Annotated in this window: 12 protein-coding genes and 1 pseudogene; 1 reads left to right on the plus strand and 12 read right to left on the minus strand. The window is 48.9% G+C overall.

Annotation, left to right across the window (positions count from 1 at the left end):
• Positions 1-434: hypothetical protein (locus JMX98_RS12345; protein ID WP_227680169.1), on the plus strand; the 434-nt coding region annotated here is incomplete at its 5' end.
• 76 nt (positions 435-510) lie between these two features.
• Here JMX98_RS12345 and JMX98_RS12350 read toward each other — a convergent pair.
• The 12 genes and pseudogenes from JMX98_RS12350 to JMX98_RS12405 form a co-directional block, all read right to left on the minus strand.
• A complete protein-coding gene (locus tag JMX98_RS12350; protein WP_201586981.1) occupies positions 511-1698 on the minus strand; it encodes an isovaleryl-CoA dehydrogenase in 1188 nt (395 codons plus the stop codon).
• A gap of 93 nt (positions 1699-1791) precedes the next feature.
• Positions 1792-2712 (minus strand): hydroxymethylglutaryl-CoA lyase, encoded by a 921-nt coding sequence (locus tag JMX98_RS12355; protein ID WP_201586983.1) that lies wholly within the window; start codon positions 2710-2712, stop codon positions 1792-1794.
• A 209-nt stretch (positions 2713-2921) separates the two neighbouring features.
• Positions 2922-5027 (minus strand): acetyl/propionyl/methylcrotonyl-CoA carboxylase subunit alpha, encoded by a 2106-nt coding sequence (locus JMX98_RS12360; RefSeq protein WP_201586985.1) that lies wholly within the window; start codon positions 5025-5027, stop codon positions 2922-2924.
• Positions 5028-5083: 56 nt separating this feature from the next.
• On the minus strand, positions 5084-5878 hold the full coding sequence (locus tag JMX98_RS12365) for an enoyl-CoA hydratase/isomerase family protein (RefSeq protein ID WP_201586987.1): 795 nt from the start codon (positions 5876-5878) through the stop codon (positions 5084-5086).
• Between the two features lie 136 nt (positions 5879-6014).
• Positions 6015-7625 carry a carboxyl transferase domain-containing protein gene (locus JMX98_RS12370; protein WP_201586988.1) on the minus strand — a complete coding sequence of 537 codons (1611 nt, stop codon included), beginning with the start codon at positions 7623-7625 and terminating at the stop codon, positions 6015-6017.
• 153 nt (positions 7626-7778) lie between these two features.
• Positions 7779-9536: an AMP-binding protein gene (locus tag JMX98_RS12375; protein ID WP_192995904.1), complete on the minus strand. Its 1758-nt coding sequence runs from the start codon at positions 9534-9536 to the stop codon at positions 7779-7781.
• A 295-nt stretch (positions 9537-9831) separates the two neighbouring features.
• Complete coding sequence (locus tag JMX98_RS12380; RefSeq protein ID WP_201586989.1) at positions 9832-11136, minus strand: FAD-dependent oxidoreductase; 1305 nt, start codon at positions 11134-11136, stop codon at positions 9832-9834.
• A gap of 366 nt (positions 11137-11502) precedes the next feature.
• On the minus strand, positions 11503-12234 hold the full coding sequence (locus JMX98_RS12385) for an amino acid ABC transporter ATP-binding protein (protein WP_201586995.1): 732 nt from the start codon (positions 12232-12234) through the stop codon (positions 11503-11505).
• A gap of 150 nt (positions 12235-12384) precedes the next feature.
• Positions 12385-13056 (minus strand): ABC transporter permease subunit, encoded by a 672-nt coding sequence (locus JMX98_RS12390; RefSeq protein ID WP_201586990.1) that lies wholly within the window; start codon positions 13054-13056, stop codon positions 12385-12387.
• Positions 13053-13799 (minus strand): amino acid ABC transporter permease, encoded by a 747-nt coding sequence (locus tag JMX98_RS12395; RefSeq protein WP_201586991.1) that lies wholly within the window; start codon positions 13797-13799, stop codon positions 13053-13055. Before JMX98_RS12395 ends, JMX98_RS12390 begins: the two co-directional genes overlap by 4 nt.
• A gap of 87 nt (positions 13800-13886) precedes the next feature.
• Positions 13887-14876, minus strand: a complete 990-nt coding sequence (locus tag JMX98_RS12400) for a glutamate/aspartate ABC transporter substrate-binding protein (protein WP_201586992.1) — start codon at positions 14874-14876, stop codon at positions 13887-13889.
• A gap of 170 nt (positions 14877-15046) precedes the next feature.
• A pseudogene (locus JMX98_RS12405) lies at positions 15047-15162 on the minus strand (IS982 family transposase); the annotation flags it as partial.

Consider the following 15162-nt stretch of genomic DNA (forward strand, 5'->3'; position numbering starts at 1 on the left):
AAATGTGCCAGTTTCATCAACTACAGATCATCACTAGATACTTAACACGTCGACCTCAAAATGTCGCTAGTATCGCCCTTAGACAGCTCGCCTTAAACATAAAGTATTATGATAAAACTACATTCATCCAAGACTTAGATAGCTGGTATTTGACCCATGAAGGCTACTTAAATGAGCGTAGTATCAATACGGATACTGGTAAGACTTGGTACACCCATAAGCGTCTTAGAAGTGCCTATAGAAGCTTAAGAACCAACAGTGATTGGTTATTCACTTATAGAGAATTGGAGGACTTAAACATCCCAAATACGACCAATTCTCTAGAAGGGTTGTTTAGTGAGTTAAAACGCCAATTAGGTAGTCATAATGGGCTAAAGAAACAACGTAAGCTTAAGTTTATTAACGACTTTTTAATGACATACTCTGCTAATTAGCCTGAAAAATGTCCATTAGAGACTAACCGCTAGTTTTTAGCCTGAATTTTGTCCATTACACCGAGATTACGTGTTTCTACTTAGTCTCGTTAAATAACTCACGCCCGACCAGCATACGGCGTATCTCACTGGTGCCTGCACCGATCTCATAGAGCTTGGCATCACGCCAAAAGCGACCGAGCGGATATTCATTGGTATAGCCATTACCGCCAAAGATTTGAATGCCCTCGCCGGCCATCCATGTGGCTTTTTCGGCGCACCACAAGATCACACTGGCGCAGTCTTTGCGCACTTCTCGGCTATGACCTGCGCCGCGCTGATCGAGCATATCGAGGTTTTTACCGACCGTGTATAAGAAACTGCGCCCTGCTTGCAGGATGGTATACATATCGGCGACTTTACCTTGGATCAGCTGAAACTCACCGATCGCTTGCCCAAACTGCTTGCGGTCGTGAATATAAGGCACGACATTATCCATCACCGCTTGCATGATGCCGATCGGGCCTGCAGCAAGTACCGCACGCTCATAATCAAGGCCGCTCATCAGCACTTTGACGCCATTGCCGACGCCGCCTAAGATATTATCACTTGGCACTTCGACATTATCAAAGATCATCTCACCGGTATGGCTGCCGCGCATGCCGAGCTTGTCGAGCTTTTGTGCGGTGCCAAAGCCCTTCATGCCTTTTTCAACGATAAATGCCGTCATGCCTTTGGCACCCAGCTCTGGATTGGTCTTGGCATACACCACCATCACGTCGGCATCTGGACCATTGGTGATCCACATTTTGCTGCCGTTTAGCACATAATTGCCGTCTTTTTCTTCGGCTTTGAGCTTCATACTGACCACATCTGAGCCAGCGCCCGTTTCACTCATCGCTAAAGCCCCGATGAATTCACCACTGATGAGCTTAGGCAAATACTTTTGTTTTTGCGCCTCATTACCATTGCGTTTGATTTGGTTGATGCATAGGTTGGAGTGCGCGCCATAGCTCAGCGCTACAGAGGCAGAAGCGCGGCTGATCTCTTCCATCGCAACCATATGAGCCACGTAGCCCATATCCGAGCCGCCGTACGCTTCAGGAACAGTAATGCCATGCAAACCCAAGTCGCCCATTTTCTGCCATAAATCCATTGGGAACTCATCGCTGCTGTCGATTTCGCTTGCGCGCGGGGCGATTTCATTGGCCGCAAACTGCTGTACCACGTCACGTAGCGCGTCAATATCTTCGCCAAGCTGAAAATTTAACCCAGGTAAACTCATAACCATTCCTTGTATTTTGATGTTTAATTTTTTAAAAATTCAGATCCAATTAAAAAAAGACCATATAGCTTATGACTCGCTTTATTTTCTTAGTCAAGACTGACGCTTATTAATCAGCGCACGCGCCACGCTTGAGCCATTGCGGCGACCTAAAAACTCACTGATACGCTCGCCAGCGACGACCAATTTATCCAAATCTATGCCAGTGCTAATACCCATACCATGCAGCATATAGACGACATCTTCGGTGGCTACATTACCCGTTGCGCCTTTGGCATAAGGACAACCGCCAAGCCCAGCCACTGAAGTATCAAATTCGCTGACACCCATCTGTAGTGCGGCTAAAGTATTACTCACGGCTTGACCATAAGTATCATGAAAATGGCCTGATAGCATAGCGATGTCAGCATATTCTAATGCGGCTTGTAGGGCGCGCTGTACTTTTAGCGGGGTGCCGACGCCAATCGTATCAGCAATACCAATCTGCTCTGAGCCAATCTCAACCAAACGCTTGGTCACATATGCGACTTGGCTTGGGTCAATCTCGCCTTCATAAGGGCAACCAACCGTACAAGAGATGACGCCGCGCACTTTGATGCCATGCGCTTTTGCCGCAGCGGCAACGGGCGCAAAACGCTCGATGCTTTCATCGATACTGCAATTGATGTTTTTTTGACTAAAAGTCTCGCTGGCTGAGCCGAAGATAACGATTTCATCAGGACGATGTGTAATCGCATTATCAAAGCCGCGCATATTGGGTACCAGTACCGAATAGATAACATCGTTATGCCGCGTCTCTGCCAGTGCGGTCATCAGCTCACTGTTGTCGCCCATTTGTGGTACCCACTTTGGCGAGACAAAGCTGGTCACTTCCAGCTTTTTGACGCCTGCTGCGATTAAATCGTTGATAAGCGTTTGCTTAACCGCCGTCGGTACCGTCATGGCTTCGTTTTGCAAGCCATCACGTGGGCTAACATCCACGATGGTGACGTGCTCTGGATACGAATGGCTCATGATTATTATCCCTTTACTGTTCTTATATTTCGGTTCTTATAGTCGAATCCACATAAATCAGATACATGGCTATCAAGTCGCTCAATGAAACGTTGTTTTCCTTGCGTGCTGTGCCTGCGCCGACAGATGCTACGAAAAACAACTTTTCATCTCACTGTATCGTTTTTATATCGAATTGACTATCTATTCCATTTTTTATACTTCAGCGCTTAAGCGCCGCTAGCTTCTGTATTAATACGTAGCAGCTCATCACCATCAGCCACCGAATCACCCGCTGCAAATAACAACTCTCCCACCACGCCATCGGTGGGTGCGGTAATGGTGTGCTCGATTTTCATCGCTTCGATGACGGCGAGTGGCTCGCCTTTTTTTACGCTATCGCCGACAGCCACTTTAAAGGCAACGACCTGCCCTGGCATCGGTGATTTTAGGCTACCGACTGCTGCAGACTCTTCGCCCACATGCGCCATAATATCGACAAGTGTAATTTCATCACGGCCACGATCGGTGAACACATAGACGGTTTCATTGTTCACCCAGCTCTGCGCATTGATACGTGCGCCATCGAGCCATAATGTATGATTGTGCGCGTCATCGCTGGCGTAACTGACCTCACCTTCATATACCGCTTCGGTTGGCGCGGCGACATTGGCATTGGCATTTTTGTCAGCGTTCGCGATTTCTTTTTCGATCACTAGTGTAAAGCTGCTCAGATTATCTGTACCTTTTTTGCCACCCGTGGCAGTGGCGTTGTGCCAATGACTAATGCGTGCGCTATAAGATTGTTCATCATAAACCAGGCTAAACGAGCGTGCGTAATCGTTATAAGCACGGAATCCTGTCGGCTTACTAAACGGATCGGCGTCTTGTGCCATGCCTTCACTAGCCAGCTGCTGGGCGATAGCAGTCACCACCAGCGTCGATAAATCAAGTGGATGCTGATCAAATAACTCGTCCGCCTCGCGCTCGATAAGCGCCGTATCGAGATTGGCCTGACTAAACGACTCAGTATTTAAAATATAACGCAAAAACGCCACATTATTTGGCAAACCGACGATACGCGTTTGAGCGAGTGCGCGATCGAGTTTGGCCAATGCCTGCTCGCGAGTCGGCGCATGCACGATAAGCTTGGCAATCATAGAGTCGTAGAATGGGCTAATCACATCGCCTTCGCGTACGCCATCGTCGATACGTACATCGGCAACATCAAAGGTGCTGTGCTCAGGCTTTTGATACGTAAAGAGTGTACCCGTCGCTGGCAAAAAATCATTGTCAGGGTTTTCCGCGCAAATACGCGCTTCAATCGCATGGCCATTAATCGCCAAATCATCTTGCGACTTTGGCAATGGCTGACCGGAGGCGACCAAGAGCTGCCACTCGACCAAATCGACACCAGTAATGGCTTCACTGACTGGATGCTCAACTTGTAGGCGAGTGTTCATCTCCATAAAATAAAAGCTCATCGTGCCTTCGCGCTGCTCAACGATGAACTCAACCGTCCCTGCACCGACATAGCTGACCGCACGCGCCGCCTCAATCGCCGCTGTCCCCATCGCTTCACGCATCGCTGCATCGACGCCTGGCGCTGGCGCTTCTTCTAGCACTTTTTGATGGCGGCGCTGCACCGAGCAATCACGCTCAAACAGATGCACATAGTTGCCATGCGTATCACCAAATACTTGGATTTCGATATGGCGCGGCTTTAGCGCGTATTTTTCGATGAGTACCTGATCATTGCCAAAACTGGTAATGGCTTCGCGGCGACAAGAGTCTAGCATTTCGATAAAATCGCTGCTTTGCTCGACGATACGCATGCCTTTACCGCCGCCACCGGCACTGGCTTTAATCAACACAGGATAGCCGATTGCATCGGCCTTCGCTTTTAAAAACTCGGCATCTTGATTGTCACCATGATAACCCGGTATCAGCGGCACGCCAGCCGCTTCCATCAAACGCTTGGACTCAGATTTACCGCCCATTGCGCGAATTGCATCAGCGGATGGACCGATAAACACCAGCCCCGCATCCTGACAGGCTTGTGCAAAGTCGGCGTTTTCACTTAAAAAGCCATAGCCTGGATGGATCGCTTGCGCGCCCACATCGCGAGCAATCGCAATGATCGCATCGCCTTTTAGATAGCTGTCTTTCGGCGACGATCCGCCCAAATAAACGGCTTCATCACAGACGGCGACATGCTTGGCGCCGCGGTCAGCATCAGAATAAACAGCGACGGTACGGACGCCTAAGCGCTTGGCAGTCGCGGCCACACGGCAGGCAATCTCACCACGGTTGGCGATTAAAATTTTAGAAAACATAACTATCCCTGTGTCTTGTCATTTTTATTTGTCAGCTTGGCTATCGTTGTTTGTCGCTAATCTGCCGTCAGCCAATCAGGCTTACGCTTTTGCAAAAACGCTTGCACGCCTTCCTTACCTTGTGTGGATGAGCGAATATCAGCGATGCCTTTTACCGTATCGGCGATCAGCTCGTCACTAATGGGCGCGCCTGCGATATCATGCAACAGCTGCTTGCAGGTTTTCACCGCATCGGGGCTGTTTTTGACCATTTTGGCACAAAACGTCGCCACCGCATCGTCGAGCGCTTCCTCGCTGACGCGCTCATGGATAAAGCCTAATTGACGCGCTTTTTTGGCATCAAACACTTCTGCACTTAAAAAGTAGCGATGCGATGCCCTAGCCCCTAATGCTCTTACGACATACGGACTAATGGTGGCAGGCGCTAGTCCCAAACGCACTTCACTGAGGCAAAAATTGGCAATTTTCACCGCGATGGCCACATCACAGACGGCAACCAGACCCATGCCACCTGCATAGACATCGCCTTGAATGGCAGCCACGGTTGGCTTAGGGCATTCATAAATGGTTTTGAGCATTTGCGCGAGTTTATCGGCGTCGGCTAGATTTTCTTCATAGCTATAATCCGCCATGGCGCGCATCCAGTTTAAATCGGCACCCGCACAGAACGCTTTGCCTGCTGCCGCTAGCACGATGACTCGCACATTATCATCAGTGCCAAGCGTGGTAAAAACCTCTGTCAGCTCAGCGATCATTTCATCGTTAAAGGCATTGCGTATCTCAGGGCGGTTTAGCGTCACCGTCGCCACGTGCTGTTCGATATCAACCAATAGGCTTTTATAACTATTCATATAGGGTTATCTCAATGTTTTGTGGTAACTTTTACATGTCTTTTTTTACGGATAATTTTGCGTAATGTTCTCGGCCTTAGTAACTCAGTTTTTATTTTAAACCAACGCATTCTCTCATCGAAAATATAGTATCAATCTACATTCTAAAGACCCCAAACGTCGTCTCTTCAATCGGTGCGTTATAGGCGGCGCTTAGCCCCAATGCCAGCACTTGACGCGTATCAGCAGGATCAATCACCCCATCATCCCACAAGCGCGCGGTGGCATAATACGGATGGCCTTGCGCTTCGTACATATCTCGAATCGGTGCTTTAAAGGCCGCTTCGTCCTCGCTACTCCATGTCTCGCCCTTACGCTCGAAGTTATCGCGCTTAACGGTGGCCAAGACCGATGCCGCTTGCTCACCGCCCATCACCGAGATGCGCGCATTTGGCCACATCCACAAGAAGCGCGGACTATAAGCACGGCCACACATACCGTAGTTACCCGCACCGAACGAGCCACCGACGATGACGGTAAACTTCGGCACTTTGGCATTGGCCACCGCCATGACCATCTTAGCACCATGACGGGCGATGCCTTCGTTTTCGTATTTACGGCCGACCATAAAGCCGGTGATGTTTTGTAAAAACACCAGCGGGATTTTGCGTTTGCAGCACAGCTCGATAAAGTGCGTGCCTTTTTGCGCCGACTCGCTGAACAGAATGCCGTTATTGGCGATAATGCCAACTGGCATGCCCTCGATATGAGCAAAGCCGCAGACCAGCGTGTTGCCAAAGCGCGCTTTAAACTCATCAAACTCGCTGTCATCGACGATGCGAGCGATGATTTCTTTGATATCAAAGGGCTGACGCTTATCGGTCGGAATGATGCCGTATAATTCTTTGGCATCGTAGCGCGGTGGACGCGGTTTGATTTGATTGGGAATTTGCTTGGCAGGACGGTTAAGGTGACTGACGATATCACGCGCAATCGATAACGCATGCGTGTCGCTTTGTGCCAGATGATCAACGACTCCTGACAGACGGGTATGTACATCACCGCCGCCCAAATCCTCGGCGCTGACCTCTTCGCCCGTTGCTGCTTTTACTAGTGGCGGCCCACCCAAAAAGATGGTGCCTTGCTCTTTGACGATGATGGATTCATCGCTCATCGCCGGTACATACGCGCCGCCTGCCGTACAGCTACCCATAACCACCGCGATTTGCGGAATACCCGCCGCACTCATATTGGCTTGGTTAAAGAAGATACGACCAAAGTGCTCTTTGTCAGGGAATACGTCATCTTGGTTGGGCAAGTTTGCGCCGCCTGAGTCCACCAAATACACGCAAGGCAGATTGTTTTCTTGCGCAATCTCTTGCGCGCGCAAGTGCTTTTTGACTGTCATTGGATAATAGGTACCGCCTTTTACCGTGGCATCATTACAGACAATCATACACTCAGTACCATTGATACGGCCAATACCGGCAATCACGCCCGCAGCGGGTATCTCTTCGCCATACATGTCGTGCGCGGCCATCGGAGCGATCTCTAAAAACGGGGTGCCGACATCCAGCAAACGCTCGACTCGCTCACGTGGCAGCAGCTTACCACGCGCTAAATGCTTGGCGCGTGCCCGCTCTGAGCCGCCCTGAGCGACTTTACGCAGGTGTACATATAAGTCATCGACCATCTCTTGCATGGCGGCACGGTTTTGCTGAAAATCGCTGGCGTTTGGACTCAGTTTACTGGTTATGATAGTGCTCATGATATCCCTTTTCTTTGCTGCGTAAGTGCAAGTGATTGATTATATGGTTTATAGTGACTGCTGGTCATACGACTGCTAGCCGATAGATTGGTAACCATTTGTCTTTTGTATCACTCACCGATGTCGTGGATGTTCTGTATCCGAGAAGTGCGCTTAGTCTAAACCCAGCTCTGCTTTCATCTGCTCGATAATCTTATACTTTTGAATTTTGCCAGTGATGGTCATCGGATACTCTTCAACAAACCGATAATAAGTCGGTACCTTATAATGAGCAATGTGCTCACTACAAAACTGGCGCACGTCGTCTTCACTCAAGCAGCCCGGCTCTTTGGGAATAATCCAAGCGGCCAGCACTTCACCATACCGCTTATCTGGTACGCCAACGATTTGTACATCGCGAATCTTGGGATGGCGATATAAGTAGTTCTCAATCTCAACCGGATAGATGTTTTCGCCGCCGCGGATGACCATGTCTTTACTACGGCCGACGATTTTGACATAGCCGTCCTCATCCATGGTAGCCAAATCGCCAGTATGCATCCAGCCATCTTGGATCGCTTCACGAGTTTTAAAGCGGCTGCCCCAATAGCCTTTCATCACCGAGTAGCCGCGTGTGAGCAGCTCTCCTGTCTCCCCTAACGGCACAATCTCACCCGTCTCGGTATCGACGACTTTCACCTCAAGCGCAGGCTGTACCAGGCCAACGGTCGAGACTTGCTTCTCAAGCGGCGTGTGCTCGTTGGTCTGGCAAGAGACTGGGCTGGTCTCGGTCATGCCATAAGCGATGGTTACCTCTTTCATATGCATCTTATCAATGACACGGCGCATGACCTCAATCGGGCAACTAGAGCCGGCCATAATGCCTGTACGTAAGGTCGATAAATCAAATTTTTCAAACTCAGGGTGATCAAGCTCGGCGATAAACATCGTCGGTACACCATGCAGCCCCGTACATTTTTCTTCTTCGACTGCTTGTAGGACTGATAACGGCTCAAAGCCATCGTTTGGATAGACGATACAACCGCCATGCGTCAAGATGGCCAAATTGCCGAGCACCATACCAAAACAGTGATATAGCGGCACAGGAATACACAGTCTATCCTCGAAAGTAAGGTTCATCGCCTCACCGATGAAATAGCCGTTATTGAGGATATTGCGATGGCTTAAGGTCGCGCCTTTTGGCGTCCCAGTCGTGCCACTGGTGAACTGAACGTTAATCGCGTCGGTGTTTTTTAGCTGCGCTTGACGCTCGGCCACGCGCGGATCGTTGGCATCGCCTTCCGCCATCCAGTCAGAGAATTTTTGCATAAAACCAAACGTTTCGTCAGAGTCTGGCTCATCAATCCAAATGATACGCTCGATGGTTGGAATCTCGACCAAATCTAGCTGGGTGTAGTCTTTATGATAAATCTCAGGGCACAGCTCACGGATAAGGCCAGCGTAGTCGCTGCTTTTGAAATGGCGCATGAGCACGAGTGCCGAGCAGCCGAGTTTATTGAGCGCATATTGCAGCTCAAAAGTACGATAGGCCGGGTTGATATTGACGAGGATCACGCCGACTTTGGCCGTGGCAAGCTGCATAAGTAGCCATTCGGCGTTGTTGTGCGACCAGATGCCAATGCGATCACCAATCTCAAGCCCCATCTCGATCATACTGCTGGCCAGCTGGTTGACATGTTGCTGCAATTCGCGGTACGTCCAGCGAATGTTTTGATGACGGACGACCAGCGCTTCACGCTCTGGATATTTGGAGACAATGGCATCAAAAAAGTCGCCGATGGTCGCCTCAATCAGCGGCACATCAGGGCCTTTATCATAGCTTTGGGTCAGTGGCGCATTCGCTGAGCGCGCGCCCATATTTACGGTAGGGATGTTGCTTAATATGTGGTCAAATGCAGTAGGTTGCGTCATAACGAGTCCTTTCGTTGTGCTTTTTATTCTACTCAAAAACCGCCCGTGGGCCAATTTTTCTTCCTTGAGTATCTATCATATATGATTCACTACTATACCGCCTAAAACGAAACTGTCAATAATAATAATACATTATGTATCATTTAAATTAACTGCTAAAAATATTATCCCAGTAAAAGATAGCATGAAAACCCGCGATTATTGTCGGCAAAAAAGCCAGCTACGTATTTGTTACACAGCTGGCTTTTGAGAAAAATTAAAACTAAAAGTTAAAATTACAGCGATTAAGCGTTGATTAAGATTTAACCATTGGCGGCGCTTTAATCGTTACTGTCGCACTGACGTCATTGTTATCATCTAGCAAATCCATGATTAACTCGTCATCCGTGTCAGTCTTTACCTGCCAGTTGCCTGTCGCTTGTGGTACGCCAGTAGCCATGACAGAGATGGCTTTGTTTTTTAGGCGAATCATTGGCGGTTTATGATCATAGCCGTCATGTGCCACCCCTAAGATATCATCCGCAATGGTCGCTGCCTGTGCGCGCAGCGGGGCGACATAACGACAGGCAACGCCATTGATAGACATACAATCACCGATGGCATAGATATTTGACGCTTGCGTACGTAAGGTGGTGGCATCCACCACGATACCAGTCCGGCGATCAAACTCTACCCCTGCAGCAGTGGGCAGTCTGGCATCGACCGTGAGGCCAGTACTGGCAATCACATGATCGACGATCAAAGGCTCGGATGACTGAGCGGCCGCGCTGCCAGCACTATCTGTCACTGGCGCATAGCTGACGTGTAGCCTGCCGTCCTCCTGACGCGTAACGCCAGTCACTTGATAACCACCCAAAAAGTGAATACCTTGGGACTGGACCGCCGCCGCGATACGAGCGGACGCTTTTGCTGGTAGCATTTGCGATAAAGGCGCGTCATTTAAATCAATCAAGGTGACTTGATGACCTGCTTTGAGTAAATCTTCGGCGATTTCTGTCCCCACCATACCAGCGCCAACGATGGCGACATGCTGACTGCCTGCTGCCAGCTTTTCTTGTAGCTGCCCAAAGCGCTCAATATGATTGACATGCCACACCAAATCCTCCGGCAGGCTCTTTGGAAAAATCGGCTGCGCGCCCATTGCCAGTACCAACTTGTCATAGCTGATGGTGGCATAATTGGTATAAACAGGGTCAGAGCGCAGGGCAGAGACCAGATGCAACTGCTGCTTAGCGGCGTTAACATCCATGACCTGCGTGTTGGCTAGTAGATTGACATTTGCCGCTTTGGCAGCGTCAGCGCCAGTTGCACGTACCAAATCTGCCGCCCGCTTGTTTTGGCTGATGGCCATTGTCAGCATTGGCTTATGGTAACGATCGCCACTATCCGCTGTGATGAGAGTAATGGCGATGTCTTTATCTTTTGCTCGAATGGCATCGATGACGTGCCAACCTGCCAAGCCGGCACCAACGATGACGATGCCTTGGCTTTCCGCTGACGCATGGCTTTGGGCTTGCTCGGGGTTTTCAGTATGTAAAGGGTTTTTAGCATTGGCGGGGTTTGTTGAGTTTGCGAGGGTGTCGGCATTTTCTATGCTCATAATAGCTCCAATATAATGTATAAACTTTTCATTGTCGGTATCTTGAGCGCTATTGTAGCAGTAAACAGTCATGCACTCATCTACTTGCTTATCCCCCCCGCTACTGGACCGTTATAGCCAAAAAAAACCAAAAAAAAGCGCCTAAAATCATAGACGCTTTTTGGCAAATGCTTAGGGCTCATTGAACAGTCTCTATAGTCGATACACTCTAAAAATGTCATAGCGCTACTGGGATGAATTTTGCGAAGCCTCTGGGAACGCAGCATGCAAGTAAAATTTATACCAGTAGCGCGTTTAAATCCATAACAGTTTTACATTCAGCTAACTATACATCAAGGCGCTAAAGTAGCAGCAAAAACGTTGCTATTAATGATTTAAAATCTTGGACAAAAATAGCTGGGCGCGCTCACTTTTTGCCCCTTCAAAAAACTCATCTTTACTACAGTTTTCGACGATATGACCTTCATCCATAAAGATAATGCGATTGGCGACCTGACTGGCAAAGCCCATCTCATGGGTCACACACATCATGGTCATTCCATCACGAGTCAGCTCGACCATCACATCAAGCACCTCTTGAATCATCTCAGGATCAAGCGCCGAGGTTGGCTCATCAAACAGCATCGCCACAGGGTCCATCGCCAATGCACGGGCAATCGCCACGCGCTGCTGCTGACCGCCTGATAGCTCGGCGGGATATTTCGGTGCCTGTGCACTCAGTCCCACGCGATCTAGATAAGCCATGGCTTTTTGTTTAGCCTCAGCCTCTTTACGGCCCAGCACCTTGATTTGCGCGACGGTTAAATTATCGATAATGGTCAAATGCGGAAATAACTCAAAATGCTGAAACACCATACCGACACGGCTACGTAGTTTGGGCAAGTTAGTCTTAGATGCACCAACAGAGACACCATTGACCATAATCTCGCCTTGTTGAAAAGGCTCAAGTCCGTTGACCGTCTTAATCAGCGTTGATTTGCCACTACCCGATGGCCCGCAAACCACGACGACATCGCCTTTGTGTACATGGGCGGTGCAGTCAGTCAGCACTTGAAAATCGCCATACCATTTACTGACATTTGCCATCTCAATGACCATCTCATCACTGGCATGACCATTATTGGTGACCAGCCCGCCAAAGGCATTTACATACGTATCAGCATTGTTCATTACTGGCTCCTAACCACATTATCTTGATAATCATTGTTTAAAAATTTCGTCAACCGCGACCGCGCAGTCTAGGGTATGTCAGAACCGCAAACGCTTTTGTAGCTGCTGCACGCCCATAGACGCACTTAAGCTAATGACAAAATAAACCGCACCAGCACCCAAGATATAAGGCGTCAGAAGCCCCATCAGCTCACCGCGCACGTAGGCTGCGCGGAAAAAATCCGTCAAACCAATGGCAAACACCAACGTCGTATCTTGGAATAAAATAATACACTGCTGCAAAATCAGCGGCAGCATTTTGCGAAAGGCTTGCGGCAAGATAACCAAACGCATGGTCTGCTCATAAGTCATGCCCAGCGCTTTGGCGGCATTGACCTGCCCGCTGCCGATCGATTGAATGCCAGCACGCACCACCTCAGAAAAATACGCCGCCTCAAACATCATAAAGGCCACCACACAAGAGGCAAACGCCGCATCGAGCTGTAGATACTTACCCGCGATCCAAAAATAAATCATCGGTACAGCAAAATAAAACCACAAAAGCACCAGCAGTAAGGGCACCGAGCGAAAATAATTCACATACAGTTTTGCTGGTATCTCAAGCACTTTGATACCCGATAAACGCATCAGCGCCAGTATCGTCCCCAAACTGATACCGCCCAAAATCGCCAAAAACAATACCTTAAGCGTGGTCAGCATGCCACCCATCAATCCGGGATAGGCAGTGGCAAGCTCAGTCATCATATTCATTTTTGACCTCCTGCAATCAGCCCAGGCACGCGCAGTTTGCGCTCGATCAGTCCCATTATCGCGATTAAGGATAAGTTAAATACCAAGTAGATAATCGTCGCGTAGGTATAGATCTCAATGCTGTTTTGCGTGTATTCACTGATGGTTTTGGTTTGGCTAATCAGCTCCATCACCCCAACGAGCGAGGCGACTGAGGCGTTTTTAAAGCAGTTGGTCAGCTCAGAGCTGAGCGGCGGCAAGATAATACGAAAGGCTTGCGGCAGTAGGACTTCTTTGTAGACTTGCGGGATGCTAAAGCCAAGCGCATAGGCGGCATTGATTTGGCCATCTGGTAGCGATTCGATACCCGTGCGCACCTGCTCGACGATACGGGCGGCAGTAAACAGCCCCAAACCGATACTCGCCGAGAGCATGGCTGAGGTATTGGGCGACAGGTCTTTATACCACCATTCTTGTATCGTCGGTGTCAGCCAACCAGGGGCGATATAAAACCAAAAAAACAGCTGTACGAGTAATGGTATATTACGAAAAAACGTTACGTAAGCGGTACCAATCGCTCGCGCCGTCTTGCTCGGCAACGTGCGCATGATGCCTAAGATGGTGCCGACGATCATGGCGATGGCCCAAGCGATACTGCCAATCAGTAGCAGCCAGCCAAGACCAGTAATCATCCAATGGATATATAGCTCGCTACCGATACCGGTCTGCTCAAACAATACACCCCAGTTCCAGCTATAATTCATGGTTGTCTCTCCAAGCAGCGATAAAAGAGCCTATGCGTCAAACAACACATGACATACGCATAGGCCAGCTAGGGTTTGGGACAACGATTACTGTGCTGGCGCCGCTTTTGGCTGCGCACCATCGTGCGGGTTGGCAATCAATGCCTTTAGGTTGTCAGACATTTCAAAATTGAGGTTGACGTTCTTTGGCGGGATTGGGTTCAAGAACCACTTATCATAAATGCTATTGATCTCGCCTGAGCTAAAGACATTGGCCAAGGCTTCATCGACCACCGCTTTAAACTCAGGGTCGTCTTTACGCATCATACAGCCATAGATCTCAAACGATTGCGGCTCACCGACGATGACCCATTCATCTGGATTTTTTGCTTTGGCTTTTTCGCCAGCGAGCAGCACATCATCCATCATAAAGGCGTCAGCGCGGCCGTTTTCTAACATCAAAAACGCCTCGCCATGATCTTTTGCTGAGATGATGTTGATGTCCATCTGATTGTCGTCATTATATTGACGGATATAGCGCTCTGATGTCGTGCCAGCGGTGGTGACTAGCGTCTTGCCTTTTAAGTCGGCAAAGTCATTGATACCGGAGTCTTTTTTGGTCAACAGACGCGTCCCAATCTCAAAAAAGCCATTGGAGAAGGCCACTTGCTTTTGGCGCTCTTCGTTGTTGGTGGTTGAGCCACACTCAAAGTCCACAGTACCGTTTTGTACCAAAGGAATACGCGTCTGCGAGGTAATAAGGTTATAGCGGACATTAAGATCAGGCATATTGAGCCTTTGTTTGACGGCCTCGACGACTTTCATCTCTAGGTCGTGGGCATAGCCTATTGGCTGATTTGGGTCGTCCGCGATATAAGAAAAAGGAATAGAAGAGTCACGGTGACCGACTACGATGGTGCCTGAGTCTTTGATTTTTTGTAGCGTGCCGTTTACTACACTGGTCGCGGTACCCGCCTCATCGGCAGGCGCTGTCTCACTGGTCGCTTGGTTGCTGTTATTACACCCAGCGAGGCCAAACGCCATAAAGGCCGCTAGGGTCAAGCTCTTAGAGAGAGGTTTGGAAGATAGATAGCTCATGAGATACATCCTTTTTATCACATTATCACTAAATTAAACGAGTGCTTGGACGATAAAGGGTTTATAAATCACTCCCTATCGACTGACTGGTTGTCGTGCACCCTTGTCGTTATTGCTATTGTTTATCACAATGCAACTTAATGTTACTGTACAACAAAATTACCCCACTCTCAACTTGAAATAAGCAAATCAAACTGAAGAGGCGGGTTACCAAGTTTTTTATTGAGTACAAAGCACAGATTATGCGACAGAATCTTACGAATCAATCGATGAGACAAATGCCATA

It is taken from the genome of Psychrobacter sp. HII-4 (assembly GCF_904846595.1).
Lineage (GTDB): Bacteria > Pseudomonadota > Gammaproteobacteria > Pseudomonadales > Moraxellaceae > Psychrobacter > Psychrobacter celer.

Bases quoted from the DNA above. Each gene is read 5' to 3' on its own strand.
- JMX98_RS12375 (WP_192995904.1), bottom strand. From the start codon at position 9,536: ATGACGCAACCTACTGCATTTGACCACATATTAAGCAACATCCCTACC.
- JMX98_RS12360 (WP_201586985.1), bottom strand. From the start codon at position 5,027: ATGTTTTCTAAAATTTTAATCGCCAACCGTGGTGAGATTGCCTGCCGT.
- JMX98_RS12395 (WP_201586991.1), bottom strand. From the start codon at position 13,799: ATGAATTATAGCTGGAACTGGGGTGTATTGTTTGAGCAGACCGGTATC.
- JMX98_RS12390 (WP_201586990.1), bottom strand. From the start codon at position 13,056: ATGAATATGATGACTGAGCTTGCCACTGCCTATCCCGGATTGATGGGT.
- JMX98_RS12385 (WP_201586995.1), bottom strand. From the start codon at position 12,234: ATGGTCATTGAGATGGCAAATGTCAGTAAATGGTATGGCGATTTTCAA.
- JMX98_RS12365 (WP_201586987.1), bottom strand. From the start codon at position 5,878: ATGAATAGTTATAAAAGCCTATTGGTTGATATCGAACAGCACGTGGCG.
- JMX98_RS12350 (WP_201586981.1), bottom strand. From the start codon at position 1,698: ATGAGTTTACCTGGGTTAAATTTTCAGCTTGGCGAAGATATTGACGCG.
- JMX98_RS12380 (WP_201586989.1), bottom strand. From the start codon at position 11,136: ATGAGCATAGAAAATGCCGACACCCTCGCAAACTCAACAAACCCCGCC.
- JMX98_RS12400 (WP_201586992.1), bottom strand. From the start codon at position 14,876: ATGAGCTATCTATCTTCCAAACCTCTCTCTAAGAGCTTGACCCTAGCG.
- JMX98_RS12370 (WP_201586988.1), bottom strand. From the start codon at position 7,625: ATGAGCACTATCATAACCAGTAAACTGAGTCCAAACGCCAGCGATTTT.
- JMX98_RS12355 (WP_201586983.1), bottom strand. From the start codon at position 2,712: ATGAGCCATTCGTATCCAGAGCACGTCACCATCGTGGATGTTAGCCCA.